Genomic DNA, 17,572 nt, shown 5'->3' on the forward strand with positions numbered 1-17,572 from the left:
ACTTACAATGAAAAATCCGCTTTAGGGGCGGATTTCACAAATATACAATTTTTATAAGATGCACTATTGCCTTTTTGTGGTATCGGCAGGCGCTACTTTAACCGTGTCAGGTGCAGGGCGAGTGAACTCGTCAGGATTTGCATCCTGCATCTCCTTTACCTCCTCCAGCGTGATCACACGGCCCGTAGCATCCACCTTATACCTGTCTTTGCGGCCAATGAGCGAAAACTGCACATAGCGTTTCGGGTAGGCCTGTATATCACGCAGCAACAGGTTGAGCGCCTCTGTGGAGCGGTTCATGTTCTGATACAGCTCCTCGTCGTTCATCAGGCGGCCCAATGAGCCTTGGTTTGAATTGAGTTTGGCGATAGTTGTTTCCAGCTCGTTCACAGCTGAGTTGGCATCGGCTACCAGTTTCTTCACTTCCACCTGCTTAAGCGTATCTGTAATCTCAACCATGTTCAGCGTCAGGCGGTCAATGTTGCGCTGGGTCTGGTGGAGGGCCGATGTCAGTTGGCTTAGATTTCTGGTGATCTGATTGATGTTACGCTGGTTATCGCGCAGTATTTCGTTTACCGCTTCTGTTGTTTTATTGGAATTTGCAAGGATTGACTGCAGGTTGCCCTTTGCCTCGCTATCGAGAAGCCTGTTCACACGGGCCAGGGTAGTGTCTACTTTATCAATCACAGGGACCGACTTGGATGATAGCATATCACCTATACTGGTTTCTTTGAAAGCAACTAGTCGCTCCCCCCCATTGTAAATTTTGCTGTTATTACCAAGGTATAGGGTAATGGCCTTACTTCCCAGAAGATCTGAGTTTCCAAGGCTGGCAATGGTAGAGTCTCCTAGTTGAAGGTCTTTCCTGACTTCTACATCCACGCGGACCATGTTACCGCTTTCGATGAGTAGCGTCATTTCTTTCACATGCCCTACTTGTATACCGTTCAGTAAAACGGGATTGGATACTGTGAGTCCGTCCACGCTTTCGTATATCACATGGTAGGTGTTGGATTTAGAGAAAATCGAGGATCCTTTCAGGAAGTCATACCCGAAATACAGTATCAGAATTGCCACTATACCTAGCAGGGCAACTTTAATTTCTTTCGATAGTTTCACGTAGGTGAGTTTGCTTTTTGCATTAGTTCATGGCCTCCAGCTCTTGCTTATATTCCTTGAAGGCTCGGTATATGCCTGATGCCATATACGTTTGGCCTGTTTTATCGTTAAGGAATTTTTCTTCGGCAGGATTTGTCAGGAAACCTGCCTCAATAAGTACACTTGGCATATAGGATTTCCAGAGCACCAGGAATCCGGCCTGCTTCACGCCTCGGCTTGTGCGACCAACCCGATTTTTGAATTCATTTTCGATCTTTTGAGCGAATCGCAGGCTGTTGTCGATGTAGGCACTCTGGTGCAGGGCAAACATGATGTGGCTCTGTGGTGAGTTCGGGTCAAATCCTCCATATTTCTCTTTGTAGTCATCTTCCTGCAAGATTACAGCGTTCTCGCGCTTGGCTACTGCCAGGTTGCCACTGGTGGTGTGAAGGCCCATCGTGTAGGTTTCGGTACCGAAAGCAGATGGCGGTCCTGCATTGAGGTGAATGGAGATAAACAGGTCTGCATTGTTTTTGTTGGCAATTCCGGCACGGTCGATCAACTCTACAAAGGTATCGTCTTTGCGGGTGTAAACAACTTTCACATCGGGCACGTTCTTTTCAATTAACGCTCCGACCTGCAGCGCTAACTTTAAGGCTACATCAGCCTCATGTGAAACTTTGCCGTTACAGCCTATGTCTTTGCCGCCATGACCCGCATCGATTACTACCGTACGCAGCTTGTATGCCTTACGGTATTCGAGCTTGCTGGAAGAGAGTAGAAGTAAACTTAGGGCCAGAATTGAAATAGTAACAATATTTCTCACAACGCTCGTTAGTTAAAAGCTAAAACAATAACTTTGTACAAAATAAATAAAACTTTAGGGAAGTCTGAAGAAGTTGCGCTACATTTTGATTTTTTTGCTGCTGGTGCAGCTCGCCGTACTTTCTGCCCAGCCTGTACTGGGTCAGCGGGTGCGCCGTCCCACCACGACAGCTACGCCAAAAGACACTGTCAACATCTCGCCGCCTCAGGACTCGCTTGTGGTTCCAGCACCACAGGGCGATATCGAGACGACAATCAATTATTCTGCCAGAGATTCCATCCTCTTTGAGGTAGACCGCAAGGTAGTGCACCTGTACGGTGATGCCAAAATTGACTACGGCACCATGGAACTGGCCGCTGCCTACATACAAATTGACTACGACCTCAACACCCTGACCGCTACCACCCTGATGGACTCCACAGGCCAGGAGACTGGTACTCCGGTATTTAGAGACGGGGCAGAGAGTTATGCGGCCAAGCGTATCGCTTACAATTACAAAACCAGACGAGGCCGGATCTCTGAAGTAGTAACGCAACAAGGCGAAGGGTATATACATTCCGAGGTGGTGAAAAAAAATGAGGCAAACGAGATTTTCGGTCTGCACAACAAGTACACAACCTGTAACCTCGAGCACCCCCACTTCTACATCAGCGCCGGCAAGATCAAGGCTATACCGAACGATAAGATCATGTCAGGTCCTTTTAACCTCGTGATTGCCGATATACCGACACCGCTCGGCTTTTTGTTCGGCCTCTTCCCGACACCGCGCAACAAGCGCTCCTCTGGAGTGATCATGCCGACCTTCGGCGAATCACGTGCCCGTGGCTTTTACCTGAGCAATGGCGGTTATTACCTCGCCCTGAACGACTACATCGGCACCCGCATCACCGGCGATATCTACTCGCTCGGCGGGTACAAAGTGACGGTTGACAATACGTATATCAAGCGCTACTCCTACCGCGGCAACTTCAACATCAGTTACGACTACTTTAAAAACGACGAAGCGGATGTTGCGGATCCGAACCGCTCTACGAACAGCCTGAGTGGTCTTCCGCCTAGCCAGCGAACGGCGTTTATTACCTGGTCGCACAGCCCGGTGCAGAAGCCAGGTCGTGGTCGCTTTACAGCCAATGTGCGGGCAGGTAGCAGCCAGCACAACCGGGTGAACTTCAACAGCCCGAACCAGTACCTGGCTCCGACCTTCAACTCGACGATCACTTACCAGAAAAACATACAGAACACGCCTTTCAGCTATACCGCTACGCTGAGCCAGGGCCAGAACAACGGTGGCTTTACGGCAGACGGCAGACCGGCGCCTACCATCATGCGCTTCACGCTGCCTGACCTTAACTTTGCCATGACGCAGATGAGCATATATGAGCTCATTTCAAAGAACGTACCGACCGGCAAGTGGTATGAAAACTTTACCTTCGGCTATAACGTGCGGGCCCGGAACGAGGTATCGAACCAGGTAGTAGCCCGTAGGCTAAACAATTTGCCAGTTGTTGATGGCACCGCCAGGGATACTTCTTTTGCGCTGAACTTTGACAACCTCGACCGCCTCTGGAAAAATGGTCGTAAAAGCGCCGATCATAACTTCAACATTGGTTTAGGTAACTACAAAATATTCCGCTTTTTCAACCTGACGCCAAACGTGAATTACCGTGAGTCATGGTTCGACAACAAACTCACCTATACCTACGACGACGAGCAGCAGGCGGTGCGCATCGACACGGCAAGCTTTGGCAGGGTATACGAGTACGGCGCCGGCGCCTCGCTTAATACGACCGTGTACGGTACCGTGCAGTTTCCTAAGAGCAAGCGGGTAGAGGCCATCCGCCATACCATGATCCCAAGCATCAGCTATGGTTACCGCCCTAACTTTGGCGACGAGAACCGCTTTGGCTTCACACAGACTACACAGGTAGGTATAGACTCACTGACGAACCAGCCTATTTTCCAGACGCTGCCACGCTTCAACGGCAGTGTGCCCTCGGGAGGTTTACAAAGCAGCCTGAGCATGCAGATTAATAACCGTGTGGAGATGAAAGTGCGTTCGCGCAGCGACTCTACTGCCGCCAAGTCTGAGAAAGTAAGCCTGATCGACAACCTGAACATAGGAGGTTCCTATAACCTGGCTGCTGACTCTATGAGGCTCTCCAACATAAACGTCAGTATGAACACGCGCCTGTTCCAGGTATTCGATGTAAACTTTACCTCTACCTTCAGTCCCTACCAGCTCAACCCGGCAGGTGACCGCGCTATTGACCGCTACATGCTGGAGGGGCCTGGTTTTAAATTGGCCAGACTGACCAACGCTAACCTGAGTGTTCGTGCGAACTTCAACCCGGCGGCACGGTCTACCAACACACCGCCGCCAACTAACCTGCCAGGTATGCTAAACCCTAATGACCAGTTTCTGCCAGATTACGTGGATTTCAACATTCCGTGGACGCTGAATCTGGACTATACCATTTTCTATGCTCCAGCCACTGGTGCACAGACAGAGCCAAGCCTGACACAGAACATTGGTATGCAAGGCACCCTGAACCTGACCGACAAGTGGAAATTCGGCTATATGGCCGGGTATGACTTCACGAACCAGAACATTTCCAACGCCAGCATCGACATCTACCGCGACCTGCACTGCTGGGAGATGAGCATCGGCTGGCGACCATTTGGTCTGATGCGCGGCTACAACGTGACCATCAACGCCCGATCTGCCCTGCTGCGCGACCTGCGCCTGACCAGAAACAGATCAGGTATGAACTTCAGATAAACCCCGAGCAGCCACTCCAGAAAAATGGGTGGCTGTTTTTGTTTTGATTTTTATAAATTTGAATCAAACTCAAACCAGCATCCTATGTCTGTTCATAAAAGCGACGTAAAAAAAGTAACCACGCACCAACTGCAGAATATGAAAGAGCGCGGCGAGAAGATCTCCATGCTCACGGCTTACGACTATTCCATGGCCACCATCCTGGACGCTGCCGGTGTGGACGTGCTGCTCGTTGGTGACTCAGCCTCCAATGTAATGGCCGGGCACGAGACAACCCTCCCTATCACACTGGACCAGATGATCTACCATGCCTCTTCGGTAATCCGTGGTGTGAACCGTGCTTTTGTGGTGGTGGACCTGCCCTTCGGCTCTTACCAGGGCAATTCTTCGGAAGCGCTGCGCTCTACCATCCGCATTATGAAGGAATCGGGTGCACACGGCATCAAGCTGGAAGGCGGTGCTGAGATCAAGGAATCGATCATCCGTATTCTGAGCGCAGGCGTACCGGTCATGGGACATTTGGGCCTGACCCCACAGTCCATCTACAAGTTCGGCACTTACACCGTGCGGGCCAAAGAAGAAGCGGAAGCTCAAAAGCTGATCGACGATGCTCTCCTGCTGCAGGAGCTGGGCTGCTTTTCGATTGTATTGGAGAAAATCCCATCTGAACTAGCCAAGCGTGTGGCCGAAAAGCTGCAGATCCCAATCATAGGTATAGGCGCTGGTCCGCACGTAGACGGACAAGTACTCGTGGTGCACGACATGCTGGGAATCAACAAGGAATTCAAGCCCCGTTTCCTGCGTCGCTACGCCGACCTGCACACAATCATGACCGACGCGGTGCAGAACTACGTGAAGGACGTGAAAAGCAAAGATTTCCCGAACGAGAAAGAAGCATACTAGAGTTAAAAGGTTTGGGAGTAAAAGAATTTGAGAGTTATATCCAGCGCAGCGTCTCTAAGGTATAAATCTTTTATGGTTTGCTTATCTACCGTCTTTTTCAAGTTGTAATTCTCACCGTATAAAAGCTTCTCCTAATTCAGGCGCCCCCAATACTTTATAATTACACTACTTCCCTGATCCATGCCTATTGACGTTCTTTTTGAGGATAACCACGTGCTGGTGGTAAACAAACCGGCTGGCTTGCTGGTGCATGGTGATGAAACAGGCGATGAGTGCCTAGCAGACCTGGCGAAAACTTACATCAAAGAGAAGTATAACAAGCCAGGCAATGTATATATTGGTGTGGTGCACCGTCTGGACAGACCTGTGAGCGGTGTGGTGCTGCTTGCCAAAACTTCCAAAGCCCTCACCCGCCTTAACGAATTGTTCAGAAGCAAAAAAACTGTGAAAACCTACTGGGCCGTCGTGCTCAACAGGCCTGCCATACCTGAGCAGACGCTCGTGCACTGGCTCATCAAGGACAGCAGTCGCAACGTGACCAAGGCTTATGCGCGTGAGAATAAAAGCGGCTTACGCTCTGAGTTGAGTTATCGCCTGACGGGGCAGCATGATAAGAACTACCTGCTGGAGGTTAACCCCGTTACAGGTCGTCCGCACCAGATCCGAGTACAACTGGCCTCTATGAACTGCCCTATTGTCGGTGACCTCAGGTATGGCGCCAGCAAGCCACTACCCGACAAGAGTATTGCCCTGCATGCCCGCAGCCTCCAATTTGAGCACCCTACTCTCAAAACCATGGTTAAAGTTACTGCCCCACTGCCCACAGCCTCTGTTTGGGCTCCTTTCAGGCCGAATGAATAATTTTTGTTAGCGATTAAGGATTGATATGCTCGCTGCATTTAGCAATAACAGTCTTATATACCTTGCAGGAATAGTGTGGCCTCGTTACTTCTCGATATTCCACACTCGTTATTCATTCGTAAAAACTGATATTTATCATCTTTCTGAACTTTTATACCGGTTTTTATTATTTCTATAGAATCACATCGTAATTTTGCGGGGGCTTGGTGACTGCTTTTGTCTCTGCTATACCTGAACTAGTCAACTATCACTTTAATATACTAATCGCTTAATGGCCATACTTATTTTCTTCGTATTGCACTGGTACCTTTCCCTGTTTGTGCAAACGTTTTTTCTGCACCGCTACGCAGCGCACAAGATGTTCACCATGAACCCGTTCTGGGAAAAGGCTTTTTATCTGCTGACGTACATCGCACAGGGCTCTTCTTTCCTTTCGCCACGTGCTTATGCTATTCTGCACCGCATGCACCACGCCTTCTCTGACACAGAACGTGATCCGCATTCGCCGCATTATTCCAATAACGCATTTGCGATGATGTGGAAGACCAAAAACATCTACAACGACGTGCTCAACCACCGCGTGGAGCCGGAGCGTCGTTTTGACGGCGACTATCCGTTGTGGCCAGCACTGGAGAAGATCGGGGATTCGAAGATTTCTCGTATCGGCTGGGGCGTGGCTTATGTGCTGTTCTACATCGCCTTTGCTACGCAGTGGTGGATGTTCCTGCTGTTGCCGCTTCACTTCCTGATGGGTCCGGTGCACGGCGCGATTGTAAACTGGAGTGGTCACAAGTATGGCTACCAGAACTTCGACAACAACGACAAGTCGCGCAACTCGCTTTTCTTCGACTTCCTGACAGGCGGTGAGCTGTTCCAGAACAACCACCACAAACTACCTAACCGCGTGAACTTCGGCGTGAAGTGGTGGGAAGTAGATCCAACCTGGCCAGTAATCTGGACGCTGGACAAGCTGAGCATCATCAAGCTGAAGCCTGTGAAAGTAAATGCTGCCAGACCACCAAGAGCAAAAGCCAACGCTTAATCATAAGAAAGCCCTCCCGCAACGGAGGGCTTTTCTGTTTCTGATAGGTATAGCCGGCACACAACCGTCAATTGCTATAGACCTCCAGCTGTATACCCTGGCACCTCGACAGGTATAGCGCCTGTGCAGCTTATACCTATAGGAGCAGGTTCTGTTACAGCTTTGTACCTGTGCGTGGCTATCCCAAATCAATTTTCAAAAACCTTGCATTAATCGGCACAAAATCACTACCTTTGCGGTTCTAAAAACTGGCGGACGGGTTCCGCCGACTTAACTATTTATATAAAAAATGGCTGTTAAAATCAGACTGGCCCGCAGAGGCCGCAAAAAAGCCGCTATCTACGATATCGTAGTAGCTGACGCTCGATCACCACGTGATGGTAAATTTATCGAGAAATTGGGTACTTACAACCCGAACACAAACCCTGCTTCTATCGACTTCAGCGAAGAGAAGGCATTCCAGTGGTTGATGAACGGTGCTCAGCCAACTGACACTGTAAAGGCGATGCTTTCTTACAGAGGTATTCTGTACAAGAAGCACCTGCAGATCGGTGTTGTAAAAGGCGCTATCACGCAAGAAACAGCTGATGCTCGTTTCGAAGAGTGGAAGAAAGAGAAAGAAGCGAAAATCGAAAGCAAGCGCACTACACTTGGCTCTGAGAAAGAGGCGAAGCGTAAGGCTGCTCTTGATGCTGAAACGAAAGTGAAAGAAGCTCGTGCAGAGGCTATCCGTCAGCGTGAGGCTGCCAAGGTTGCTCCTGCTGCTGAAACTGAAGAAGCTCCTGAGGCATCTGCTGAAGGCGAGTCTACTGAAGAGCAAGCATAAATTAAGGTTGCCATGCATATTGATGACTGCTTTCTGTTAGGACACATCGTCAAAACCCATGGCATCAAGGGGCAGGTTGTCGCGTTTTTTGACGTGGACTACCCCGAAGATTATGATGAATTGGAATCAGTCTTTCTTGAACAACAGGGAAGGCTGATTCCTTTTTTTATTGACAAAATGGAGCCCGTGCAGAAAGGCCGTTTTATTATCCAGTTTGAGGATATCAAGACGATCGAGCAAGCCGAGAAGCTCCGCAATGTCAGCCTATACCTGCCACTCGACGAGCTACCTGAGCTGGAAGAAGGGCAGTTTTATTTCCATGACGTGATCGGATACCGTGTAGTGGACCAGAACCATGGCCCCCTCGGCACCGTGAAAGAGTTTTATGACATGCCACAGCAGCAGCTGATGGCCATGGATTACAACGGTGAAGAAATGCTGGTGCCTGTGATGGACGAAGTGTTTGTAAGAGCCGACCACGAAACCAAAGAGCTGCACGTGAACCTGCCGGAAGGCTTACTGGAGGTATACACCCAGCCCGGCACCCCTGACGACGCTGACGACCGCGACGAGTAGCCCCAATTATCATGCGATTTGACATCATCAGTTGCCAGCCCGACCTGTTGGACAGTCCTTTTAGCCATTCCATTGTTAAAAGAGCCCAGCAAAAAGGTCTGGTAGAAATCCACATCCACGATCTTCGCAATTACGCCATCAACAAACATGGTCAGATAGATGACTATGCCTTTGGCGGCGGAGCAGGTATGGTGATGATGATCGAACCGATTGATAAGCTCCTCACGGAGCTGAAGGCGGAGCGGGAGTATGATGCTGTCATTTACATGACACCTGACGGGCAGACGCTGAACCAGCAGGTAGTGAACCAGTTTTCGCTGATGCGCAACGTGATCATTCTGTGCGGGCACTACAAAGGCGTGGACGAGCGGGTGCGACAGCATTATGTGACCCACGAGATCAGTATTGGTGACTATGTATTGTCAGGTGGCGAACTGGGAGCGGCTGTACTGGCAGATGCCATTATCCGCATTATACCGGGTGTGCTTAACGACGAGTCCTCTGCCCTGACCGATTCGTTTCAGGATGGGCTGCTGGCGCCGCCAGTCTATACCCGACCAGCAGACTACAAGGGCATGACAGTGCCTGATATACTGCTTTCCGGAGACGGGCCAAAGATAGAGCAGTGGCGCTTTGAGCAGGCAGTGGAGCGCACAAGACAGCGCAGACCGGATCTGCTGAACGAGTAGCTTACCTGATACAGAATTACCTCCAAAAGAGCCTTCTAGGCTGATTTGGAGGAGAAGTTTCAAAAACTTACATTTTTTTTCTGCAAAAATTCTTATGTAATAAATAATTACATATCTTTGCAGTCCGAATTTTGAAGAAGATATTTAGCTTTAACAACATAGCCATGAGCGAATTACTTAAATTTATCGAGCAGGAATCTACAGACAAGCGCGCCTCTTTCCCGACTTTCCAGTCTGGCGATACCATCAACATTCACGTGAAAATCCGTGAGGGCAACAAGGAGCGTATCCAGCAGTTCCAGGGCGTTGTTATTCAGCGCAAGAACGTTAACACAAACGGTGAGACTTTCACTGTAAGAAAAGTGTCTAACCAAATTGGTCTGGAGCGTATTTTCCCACTGCTTTCTCCATCTATCGAGAAAATCGAGCTTGTAAGAAAAGGCCGTGTTAGAAGAGCTAGACTATACTACCTGAGAGGCCTGCAGGGTAAAGCTGCACGTATCAAGGAAAGAAGATAATTGAAGAACCTGTTTTCATAAGTTTTCCATAGTTTTAGTAAAAGGAGCCGTTTCTAATCGAACGGCTCCTTTTTTTATACCTGCTCTATGGATCGCACTATACCTGCTTTGGCAAGGCTTGCTATATTTGCAGCTATACCTTCGCTACACCCTTGTTTATCTTCACCCATGAAAACTCTACAGCGCTATACCTTCCTGCTGCTATCTCTGGCCATACTGGCTTCCTGCCAGACAGACTATGCTGCCCTGCCCACTTACAATGGCAAAAAACAGTTGCAGGCCGTGATTGAGGTGCCAGCCGGGAATTCTACCAAGCTGCACTACAACCGACAGACAAAGGCCTTTGAAGCAGAGCAGCAGGCCGGCCAGGATCGCATAATCCCCTTCCTGCCCTACCCTGCCAATTTCGGCTTTATTCCTTCTACCGAGACCAATGCACAGAAGAAACCGCTGGAAGTAATCGTACTGACGGGAAGCGTGGCTACAGGCACAGTAATGGAGGTAATTCCGGTGGGAGTCCTGCAACTGGAGACAGCCGGTGAACTGGATCACAAGATTGTAGCGGTGCCGGCCAGGCCAAGCGAACGAACGATCAACGCCTCTGACTACAACAGCTTCACGGCGGACTACCCTGCCGCTAAAGCTATCCTGCAACAATGGTTTGTGCACCACAACCCAACCGCTAAGAGTAAGTATGTAGGCTGGCGCAATGAGCAGTTTGCAGAGCAGGAAATACAGCGCTGGATGAAGCTGTAGCAGAACGCCTAAAACAGAAAAAGCCTCCGGTCAGGAGGCTTTTTCTGTTTTACACAGGTATAAGCTATACCTTATTTGATGTCACGCAGTTTAGCTCTTACTTCCTCCACAGCCCGCTCCATCGCCTGCACCTGCTGGCGGCTGGCTTCCTGCTGTTTCACGTTCAACTCCACATTCTGCTCCAGCTGACGCAGTTCGTCTGCATTGCGCACCAGTTCTGCCTCCAGCTCTTGTTTGCGCTTCTTGTTCTTTTCAATACTCAACTGCAAGTCGTTGGCCTGCTTCACGACACGATCCTGCTCCTTCTTGGTGCTGCGCAGAACATTCTCAGCTTCGTTTATCTGCAGCAGCACATCTTCCTGGTACAGCTTTCTGCCGAAGTTTTCCATGAACTGCTCCGCTGCGGCATATACCTCAGGCGTGGTCCCTTTATCAAGATGGGTCGTGCCCATATCGAGCGACCACCAGACGTAGCTACCCGTTGCATGCGTGCCTACGGTGGAGATGACACGCACAGGCTGCTTGCTGATACTGATGAGCTTGGCCTCCTCTACCGTGTAAACGCCTTTGGAATGTTTCACCTTGCCCGCCTCCTGCGACAGGTGATCTTTCCAGATCTTCTCCACAAACTTAGGGTCCAGCTGCACGCTCAGCTGTTGTCCGCCGCGCTTTATACCGCTTACTACCTGTTCGCTTTCCTCTACACGCATGACCTGCGCACTCGCCATACCTGATACCAGCAGCATCGCTGCTACCAACAATCCTTTTACTCGCATACTATACTTAGAAATAATGATTAGACAGGGACAATCGTATACCTACGAAAATAGCTAATCCATAGCACATTTCAGATATAAGGAGCAGGATTAATTTAGCCGCTGTTCTGTTTGGGTTTGGGGGCCACGAAGCTTACCTTTGTGAGTTTACAACCCGGGTAGCCCAAAATGTAAATTTGCACGTACGCGAACAATAACATAGGCCCACCTGTTGGAACCGCAATGAAAATAACGATCTGCAGAAAAGAGCACTTTAATGCCGCACACCGCCTGCACAACCCTGCCTGGAGCGACGAGCACAACGCGGAAGTTTTCGGGCTGTGCAATAACCCCAACTTCCACGGGCACAACTATGAGCTTATCGTCAAGCTGACGGGCGCTGTGAATGAAGACACCGGGTATGTGTACGACATGAAGAAGCTGAGTACGCTGGTGAAAGAAGAGGTGATCGATAAGTTCGACCACAAAAACCTCAACCTCGACACAGAGGAGTTCAGGCAGCTGAACCCCACTGCTGAGAACATCGCCATCGTAATATGGGAGCGATTGCGGGAAAAAATAAGCCAGGAATATGAACTGGGGATAACGCTTTATGAAACTGAACGAAACTTTGTTGAATATAATGGATAACCAGGACCTGGGCCAAGAAGCGGAAGAGATGGATGATCACATGATGAGCTCCCTGGAAACGCCGCTGCGCCCTGACGCATTTGACCTTTCTGACGCCGAGAAAATCGTGATCATTGAAAGGCACTTCCGCGAGATCATGCATACCATGGGCCTTGACCTCACAGACGACAGCCTGAAAGGCACCCCTCTGCGTGTGGCCAAAATGTATGTGCAGGAGATCTTTAGTGGCCTGCATCCGGAGAACAAACCGGTTATCCGCCGATTTGAGAATAAGTACAAGTATAACCAGATGCTGGTGGAGCGCGACATTACCGTGTACTCCTCCTGTGAGCACCATTTTGTGCCGATCATCGGCAAGGCCCATGTAGCGTATATGCCTAACGAGCATGTGATCGGCCTTTCCAAGCTGAACCGTATTGTGCAGTACTACGCCCGCCGGCCGCAGGTGCAGGAGCGCATGACCATGCAGATCGCCGATGAACTGAAGCAGGCGCTGCAGACAGAGAACGTGGCTGTGCTGATCGAGGCGGATCACCTTTGTGTGATGAGCCGCGGCGTGAATGATGTAAGCAGCAGCACGATCACAGCGGAATACTCCGGCTTGTTTGAGCAGGACCAGTACCGCAACGAATTCCTGAGCCACATCCGCAAAAAATAAAACTCCTGCCTGGGCAATCCATGGCCCTGCCAGCTGGTTTTGATCGGTGAAAGCAACTTTCAATCAGTCCTTACACGTATAGATATATTTCTATATAAATTATAAAACGATCATTACCTATGGCTGGGAAAATACTCATATCAGGTGGTTCAGGACTGATCGGATCACGTCTTTCGGAGATGCTGATCGATCAGGGCTATGAAGTGGCGCACCTGTCCCGAGATCCCGATAAATTCTCTCACTACAAGACTTTCCGCTGGGACTTAGAGAAATCTTCTATTGATGAGAATGCCATCACCTATGCCGACTACATCATCCACCTGGCGGGTGCTGGTCTGGCTGAGGAGAAATGGACGAAAGAGCGTAAGCGTGAGATTCTGCGCAGCCGGGTAGACAGCACCCAGCTGCTGCTCGACAGCCTTCGCCAAAACGAGCACCACGTCAAAGGCTTTATTTCGTCTTCTGCCATCGGTATTTACGGCAACACAGGCGACCAACTAATGTCTGAGGAAAGCAGCTACGGCGAAGACTTTATGGCTGAAGTATGCAAGGCCTGGGAAGCAGCTGTGTGGCAGATCAAAGATTTAGGTATACGAACCGTCATCCTGCGCACAGGTATAGCGCTGAGCGACAAAGGAGGTGCCCTTCCTCAAATGGCTCGCCCTGTGAAGTTGATGGCAGGCGCTCCGCTCGGCAGCGGTAAGCAGTACATGTCCTGGATCCATATCGATGACCTTTGCCGGCTTTACATCCGGGCCATCGAAGACACCACTTTTGCTGGCGTATACAATGCCGTGGCGCCTCACCCTGTCACGAATCAGGAGTTTACAGAGGCTCTGGCTGAAGCCATGCACAAGCCTTTGGTTTTGCCTAAAGTACCTTCTTTTGCCCTTAACCTCATGCTCGGCGAGATGAGCGAGGTCGTGCTGAGCGGCCAGCGGGTGAGTGCCAACAAAGTGCTGCAGACCGGCTTCACCTTTGAGTATAACTACCTGGACGAGGCGCTGGAGTCTTTCTATAAGAAGCATCAGAGTTGATCACACATGGTTTACCTAAAAGCAGCAGCGCCCGCTAATCATATTAGTGGGCGCTGCTGCTTTGTAGAGATATTATTGCAAAAACTCCGACAGGTCCAGTATATCGAGATCAAGATCAAGTGATGTGGAGTCTGGCTCCGCTTTTGGCAGTACGGTGGTGCAGTTGTACTTCTTGCTGATCTTGACTGTTGGGCCTGGGAAGCGCCCCATGGTATAGCCGAGGTCTTTGTCTTTGTATATGCGTTCCATGAAGAGGCCGTATACCGGCAGGGCCGTTTTGGAGCCTTCGCCCAGGTTAGAAGTACGGAAGTGAATACTGCGGTCCTCGCCGCCTACCCACACACCGGTTACCAGGTCCTTGGTCACGCCCATAAACCAGCCGTCGGAGTGGTTAGAAGTAGTACCGGTTTTGCCGCCTATCTCATTGCCTTTCCAGAGATCGTATTCCCACAGGGCCTGTGAAGTGCCGCCTGGTTCTTCTATACCGCCTTTGAGCATGTGCATCATCAGGAAGGCTGTTTCTTCACTTAATACTTTTTTCTGCTCCGGCACAAACTGCTCGATCAGGTTGCCTTCTCGGTCTTCTATTCGGGTAATGAAACGGGGGGCTGTATGGAAACCGTGGTTCGGGAAAGTACTGTAGGCACCTACCATCTCATACACCGATACGTCACTCGGGCCCAAACCAATAGACGGCACCTTGTCCAGCGGACTGCTTATACCTAACTTGTGCGCGTAGTCTACCACTGTTTCCCAACCTACCAGCTCTGTGAGCTGTGCTGTTACGGAATTTACAGATTTACCCATGGCACGGCGCAAGGTCATAGGAGCACCGGTATAAGCCCAGTCAGCATTGGTAGGCGACCAGCTCTTCTTCTCCCCTTTCTCCACATAATTGATGGTGATGCGCGTGTCTACGATCTTGTCGCAGGGCGAGTAGCCGTTATCGATAGCCGCCACATACACAAAAGGCTTAAAGGTTGAGCCTGGCTGGCGTCGCGCCTGCTTCACGTGGTCATACTTAAAGTACTTGTAGTTGATACCACCCACCCAGGCTTTGATCTCACCAGAGAAGGGGTCCATGGTCATCATACCGCCGTGCAGGAAGCGCTTGTAGTAGCGAAGGGAGTCGAGTGGCGACATGGTCATTTTCTTCTCGCGGGCAGGGTTTTCCCAGGTAAACACCATCATCTCGCGTGGTGTGTTCAGCTCTTTGTTAATGGCGGCTACGTCATCGCCATGCTTCTTCTTGAGGCGGCGGTAGTAGTCCGTGCGCTTGATCGTCTCTTCAATGAAGTTCGGGATCTCGCGGTTCTTTTCGTCCACCCAGGGGTTTTTGCCTTGCCAGTGGTTGTCGAAGCGGCGCTGCAGGGTACGCATCTGCTGCTCCATGGCTGCCTCGGCGTGTACCTGTATGCGGGAGTCGATGGTGGTGTATACCTTCAGGCCATCGCGGTACAGGTCGTAACCGTTCTGCTTGCACCACTCTTTCATGAAGTCGGCCACAGCACCACGGAAGTAGGTAGCTGGTCCGTCGTAATGGTTCTCCACCTTGTACTCCAGCTCCAGCGCCAATTGACTCAGCGAGTCGGCCTCAGCAGCTGTCAGGTAGTTATACTTGGCCATCTGCCCCAGCACGGTATTGCGGCGACGGGTAGCATTCTCAGGGTTGAAGCGTGGACTGTAATAGGTTGGGGCCTTGAGCAAACCCACCAACACGGCCGCCTGCTCTGTTTTCAGGCTGTCAGGAGAGGTGTTGAAGAAGGTTTTAGAGGCGACCTGTATACCAAATGAGTTACTGCCAAAGTCTACGGTGTTGAGGTACATCGCCAGGATCTCTTCTTTGGTATAGCGTTGTTCCAGTTTGATGGCCGTGAGCCACTCCTTTGTCTTGGAGATGACAATGTTAAGGCCAGGTATATGGCCCAGTACGCCCTTCGAATCGTCGGTGCGGGTTTTGTACAGGTTTTTGGCCAGCTGTTGCGTAATGGTACTGCCCCCACGGCTTTCGCCGCGCAGGTTGTCGTATACGGCCCCGAAAATGGCCGTAGGGTCTATACCTGCATGTTCGTAGAAACGGATATCCTCTGTGGCAATCAGGGCGTTGATGAGCGTAGGCGACATTTGCTTGTAGCTAACCGGACTGCGGTTTTCGCGGAAGTACTTACCGATAAGCTGCCCATCGGCAGTATATAGCTCTGAGGCCTGGTCGCTACGCGGGTTTTCCAGCCTGTCCAGACTCGGGGAAGAGCCGAACAGGTAAAAGAAGTTATACTCCACACTCACCAGATAGCCTATCACCACCATCAGCCCCAGTAGGAACAGCTTCCAGGTATAGCCGATCACACTGCCGTACACGGACCTCTTCTTCTTAACCGGTGGCTTTTCTTTTTCTTGCTCTTGCAGCATGTTATATCATCAGGGCAGATTGCCCGTATTTTAACGGAACGCTTCTTTCTAATCTACTGCAAATATACCTTTTGTGTACAAATACTTTCCCAGAAACGCATAAAACTTAGTCAGTGTTATACAGAAGCTGTTATAACTTTGACGCCCCCTGCCTATCTTTGCGCATAGCATTACCTATACCCCCATGCAAGAGCAACTACAGGCAGCTTTCGACAAGATCAAGGGTTTGCCGCTGACCAAGACTACCCGCAACGAACTGGTGCAGTACTTCCACTTCGGCAAGACCAGCTATACCACCCCGCAAGGATTGATTCTGGATGTGGGCCTTTATACCCTCGCCGTAAACTGCCCCTGGACTTTCGAATTGGCTAACGGTGACACCATCAAGCACAATGAGGTTTTCATGCGCAAACGCGAGCCCGGCCTGCCCTCTCCCAAGTTCGACTGGAAAGTACCCGGCGCCAACCTCCGCGATCAGCGGCTGCAGGGTTTGGTGATCAGCAGCCAGGCTCTGGCAATTGAGAGCGTAGAAATTAGAGACGCTTATGGTGTGGCAATGACTTTTGTGAATGGCGACCGACTTGTGCTAAAGCCTGATCTGGACAAGCCGCAGGAAGAATACTGGCAACTGTTCAGCAATACGGAAGATGATTTCAGCATTGGGGCTGGTGCTGCGGGCGTTGTGGAACACAGATAAGTTTCTATACCTTTACCATTATGAAAAAACTGCTACAAACTGCAGGTATAGCCCTGGCACTCAGCCTTTGCTGCACACTATCCACACAGGCTCAATCAAAAGCAAAGCCTGCCGCAAAAAAAGCCCCGGCCGCTACAGCTCAGGAGACACCTAAAAAATCTGGCGAGATGGACATGAGCCAGATGAAGACCTATTACATGGCGCTGCTCAAAAAAGGTCCTTACCAGCCAACTGACACGGCCGAGGTGAACAGCATCCAGCGCGGACACATGGCACACATCCGCCAGATGGCCGCAGATGGTAAACTGGTGATGGCCGGTCCGTTCCTGGACAATGGCGAGCTGCGTGGCATTTTCATTTTTGATGTGGCTACCCTGGAAGAGGCAAAGGCACTGACCGAAGCAGACCCGGCTGTAAAAGCCGGCAAGTTGATCATGGAGCTGCACCCCTGGATGAGCCAGCGCGGCACAACGCTACCGTAGCAACTTTTA

At 50.5% G+C, this 17,572-nt stretch carries 18 protein-coding genes; 14 read left to right on the top strand and 4 right to left on the bottom strand.

Annotation, left to right across the window (positions count from 1 at the left end; all coding sequences use genetic code 11):
• Positions 1-63 precede the first annotated feature (63 nt).
• Together AC5FXQ_RS15120 and AC5FXQ_RS15125 are read right to left on the bottom strand one after the other, a co-directional pair.
• A complete protein-coding gene (locus tag AC5FXQ_RS15120; protein ID WP_493603259.1) occupies positions 64-1,119 on the bottom strand; it encodes an MlaD family protein in 1,056 nt (351 codons plus the stop codon).
• Between the two features lie 22 nt (positions 1,120-1,141).
• Entirely contained in the window at positions 1,142-1,924 is a 783-nt protein-coding gene (locus tag AC5FXQ_RS15125; protein WP_493603260.1) for an N-acetylmuramoyl-L-alanine amidase family protein, read from the bottom strand.
• Positions 1,925-1,997: 73 nt separating this feature from the next.
• On the opposite strand from AC5FXQ_RS15125, the gene AC5FXQ_RS15130 reads away from it, so the two are divergent.
• The 9 genes from AC5FXQ_RS15130 (at position 1,998) to AC5FXQ_RS15170 (ending at position 10,874) form a co-directional block, all read left to right on the top strand.
• A complete protein-coding gene (locus tag AC5FXQ_RS15130; RefSeq protein ID WP_493603261.1) occupies positions 1,998-4,703 on the top strand; it encodes a putative LPS assembly protein LptD in 2,706 nt (901 codons plus the stop codon).
• 84 nt (positions 4,704-4,787) lie between these two features.
• Positions 4,788-5,606, top strand: a complete 819-nt coding sequence (gene panB / locus AC5FXQ_RS15135) for a 3-methyl-2-oxobutanoate hydroxymethyltransferase (RefSeq protein ID WP_076420585.1) — start codon at positions 4,788-4,790, stop codon at positions 5,604-5,606.
• Positions 5,607-5,786: 180 nt separating this feature from the next.
• Entirely contained in the window at positions 5,787-6,467 is a 681-nt protein-coding gene (locus tag AC5FXQ_RS15140) for an RluA family pseudouridine synthase (RefSeq protein WP_493603262.1), read from the top strand.
• A 271-nt stretch (positions 6,468-6,738) separates the two neighbouring features.
• The gene (locus tag AC5FXQ_RS15145; protein WP_493603263.1) at positions 6,739-7,509 is read left to right on the top strand and encodes an acyl-CoA desaturase; all 771 of its coding nucleotides are present in this window, start codon (positions 6,739-6,741) and stop codon (positions 7,507-7,509) included.
• A 289-nt stretch (positions 7,510-7,798) separates the two neighbouring features.
• On the top strand, positions 7,799-8,335 hold the full coding sequence (locus AC5FXQ_RS15150; protein ID WP_493603264.1) for a 30S ribosomal protein S16: 537 nt from the start codon (positions 7,799-7,801) through the stop codon (positions 8,333-8,335).
• A 12-nt stretch (positions 8,336-8,347) separates the two neighbouring features.
• Positions 8,348-8,911: a ribosome maturation factor RimM gene (gene rimM, locus AC5FXQ_RS15155; RefSeq protein WP_493603265.1), complete on the top strand. Its 564-nt coding sequence runs from the start codon at positions 8,348-8,350 to the stop codon at positions 8,909-8,911.
• Between the two features lie 11 nt (positions 8,912-8,922).
• Complete coding sequence (gene trmD / locus AC5FXQ_RS15160; RefSeq protein ID WP_493603266.1) at positions 8,923-9,600, top strand: tRNA (guanosine(37)-N1)-methyltransferase TrmD; 678 nt, start codon at positions 8,923-8,925, stop codon at positions 9,598-9,600.
• 164 nt (positions 9,601-9,764) lie between these two features.
• Positions 9,765-10,118 carry a 50S ribosomal protein L19 gene (gene rplS, locus AC5FXQ_RS15165; protein ID WP_007657440.1) on the top strand — a complete coding sequence of 118 codons (354 nt, stop codon included), beginning with the start codon at positions 9,765-9,767 and terminating at the stop codon, positions 10,116-10,118.
• Positions 10,119-10,286: 168 nt separating this feature from the next.
• Positions 10,287-10,874, top strand: a complete 588-nt coding sequence (locus AC5FXQ_RS15170) for an inorganic diphosphatase (protein ID WP_493603267.1) — start codon at positions 10,287-10,289, stop codon at positions 10,872-10,874.
• Positions 10,875-10,945: 71 nt separating this feature from the next.
• Here the strand turns inward: AC5FXQ_RS15170 and AC5FXQ_RS15175 are convergent, their stop codons facing one another.
• Positions 10,946-11,650 (bottom strand): DNA repair ATPase, encoded by a 705-nt coding sequence (locus tag AC5FXQ_RS15175; RefSeq protein WP_493603268.1) that lies wholly within the window; start codon positions 11,648-11,650, stop codon positions 10,946-10,948.
• 222 nt (positions 11,651-11,872) lie between these two features.
• Between AC5FXQ_RS15175 and AC5FXQ_RS15180 the strand changes: the two genes are divergently transcribed.
• The 3 genes from AC5FXQ_RS15180 to AC5FXQ_RS15190 all read left to right on the top strand — a co-directional run bounded on the left by AC5FXQ_RS15180 (position 11,873) and on the right by AC5FXQ_RS15190 (position 13,975).
• Complete coding sequence (locus AC5FXQ_RS15180; RefSeq protein ID WP_493603269.1) at positions 11,873-12,280, top strand: 6-pyruvoyl trahydropterin synthase family protein; 408 nt, start codon at positions 11,873-11,875, stop codon at positions 12,278-12,280.
• Positions 12,243-12,938, top strand: coding sequence for a GTP cyclohydrolase I FolE (gene folE / locus AC5FXQ_RS15185; protein WP_370583167.1), 696 nt, complete (start codon positions 12,243-12,245; stop codon positions 12,936-12,938). Before AC5FXQ_RS15180 ends, folE begins: the two co-directional genes overlap by 38 nt.
• A gap of 119 nt (positions 12,939-13,057) precedes the next feature.
• Positions 13,058-13,975: a TIGR01777 family oxidoreductase gene (locus AC5FXQ_RS15190; RefSeq protein WP_493603270.1), complete on the top strand. Its 918-nt coding sequence runs from the start codon at positions 13,058-13,060 to the stop codon at positions 13,973-13,975.
• A 72-nt stretch (positions 13,976-14,047) separates the two neighbouring features.
• On the opposite strand, the gene AC5FXQ_RS15195 is transcribed toward AC5FXQ_RS15190, so the two are convergent.
• Complete coding sequence (locus AC5FXQ_RS15195; RefSeq protein WP_493603271.1) at positions 14,048-16,384, bottom strand: penicillin-binding protein 1A; 2,337 nt, start codon at positions 16,382-16,384, stop codon at positions 14,048-14,050.
• Between the two features lie 184 nt (positions 16,385-16,568).
• Here AC5FXQ_RS15195 and AC5FXQ_RS15200 point away from each other — a divergent pair, with 184 nt between their 5' ends.
• Together AC5FXQ_RS15200 and AC5FXQ_RS15205 are read left to right on the top strand one after the other, a co-directional pair.
• Positions 16,569-17,081, top strand: coding sequence for a hypothetical protein (locus tag AC5FXQ_RS15200; protein ID WP_493603272.1), 513 nt, complete (start codon positions 16,569-16,571; stop codon positions 17,079-17,081).
• A gap of 20 nt (positions 17,082-17,101) precedes the next feature.
• Positions 17,102-17,563, top strand: coding sequence for a YciI family protein (locus AC5FXQ_RS15205; protein ID WP_493603273.1), 462 nt, complete (start codon positions 17,102-17,104; stop codon positions 17,561-17,563).
• Positions 17,564-17,572 lie beyond the last annotated feature (9 nt).

This window comes from Pontibacter sp. LHS1 (genome assembly GCF_058932855.1).

Excerpts from the sequence above, each read along its gene's own strand:
- AC5FXQ_RS15180 (WP_493603269.1), top strand. The coding sequence starts at position 11,873 with ATGAAAATAACGATCTGCAGAAAAGAGCACTTTAATGCCGCACACCGC.
- folE (WP_370583167.1), top strand. The coding sequence starts at position 12,243 with ATGAAACTGAACGAAACTTTGTTGAATATAATGGATAACCAGGACCTG.
- panB (WP_076420585.1), top strand. The coding sequence starts at position 4,788 with ATGTCTGTTCATAAAAGCGACGTAAAAAAAGTAACCACGCACCAACTG.
- trmD (WP_493603266.1), top strand. The coding sequence starts at position 8,923 with ATGCGATTTGACATCATCAGTTGCCAGCCCGACCTGTTGGACAGTCCT.
- AC5FXQ_RS15200 (WP_493603272.1), top strand. The coding sequence starts at position 16,569 with ATGCAAGAGCAACTACAGGCAGCTTTCGACAAGATCAAGGGTTTGCCG.
- rplS (WP_007657440.1), top strand. The coding sequence starts at position 9,765 with ATGAGCGAATTACTTAAATTTATCGAGCAGGAATCTACAGACAAGCGC.
- AC5FXQ_RS15175 (WP_493603268.1), bottom strand. The coding sequence starts at position 11,650 with ATGCGAGTAAAAGGATTGTTGGTAGCAGCGATGCTGCTGGTATCAGGT.
- AC5FXQ_RS15195 (WP_493603271.1), bottom strand. The coding sequence starts at position 16,384 with ATGCTGCAAGAGCAAGAAAAAGAAAAGCCACCGGTTAAGAAGAAGAGG.
- AC5FXQ_RS15205 (WP_493603273.1), top strand. The coding sequence starts at position 17,102 with ATGAAAAAACTGCTACAAACTGCAGGTATAGCCCTGGCACTCAGCCTT.
- AC5FXQ_RS15190 (WP_493603270.1), top strand. The coding sequence starts at position 13,058 with ATGGCTGGGAAAATACTCATATCAGGTGGTTCAGGACTGATCGGATCA.
- AC5FXQ_RS15145 (WP_493603263.1), top strand. The coding sequence starts at position 6,739 with ATGGCCATACTTATTTTCTTCGTATTGCACTGGTACCTTTCCCTGTTT.
- rimM (WP_493603265.1), top strand. The coding sequence starts at position 8,348 with ATGCATATTGATGACTGCTTTCTGTTAGGACACATCGTCAAAACCCAT.
- AC5FXQ_RS15140 (WP_493603262.1), top strand. The coding sequence starts at position 5,787 with ATGCCTATTGACGTTCTTTTTGAGGATAACCACGTGCTGGTGGTAAAC.
- AC5FXQ_RS15150 (WP_493603264.1), top strand. The coding sequence starts at position 7,799 with ATGGCTGTTAAAATCAGACTGGCCCGCAGAGGCCGCAAAAAAGCCGCT.
- AC5FXQ_RS15170 (WP_493603267.1), top strand. The coding sequence starts at position 10,287 with ATGAAAACTCTACAGCGCTATACCTTCCTGCTGCTATCTCTGGCCATA.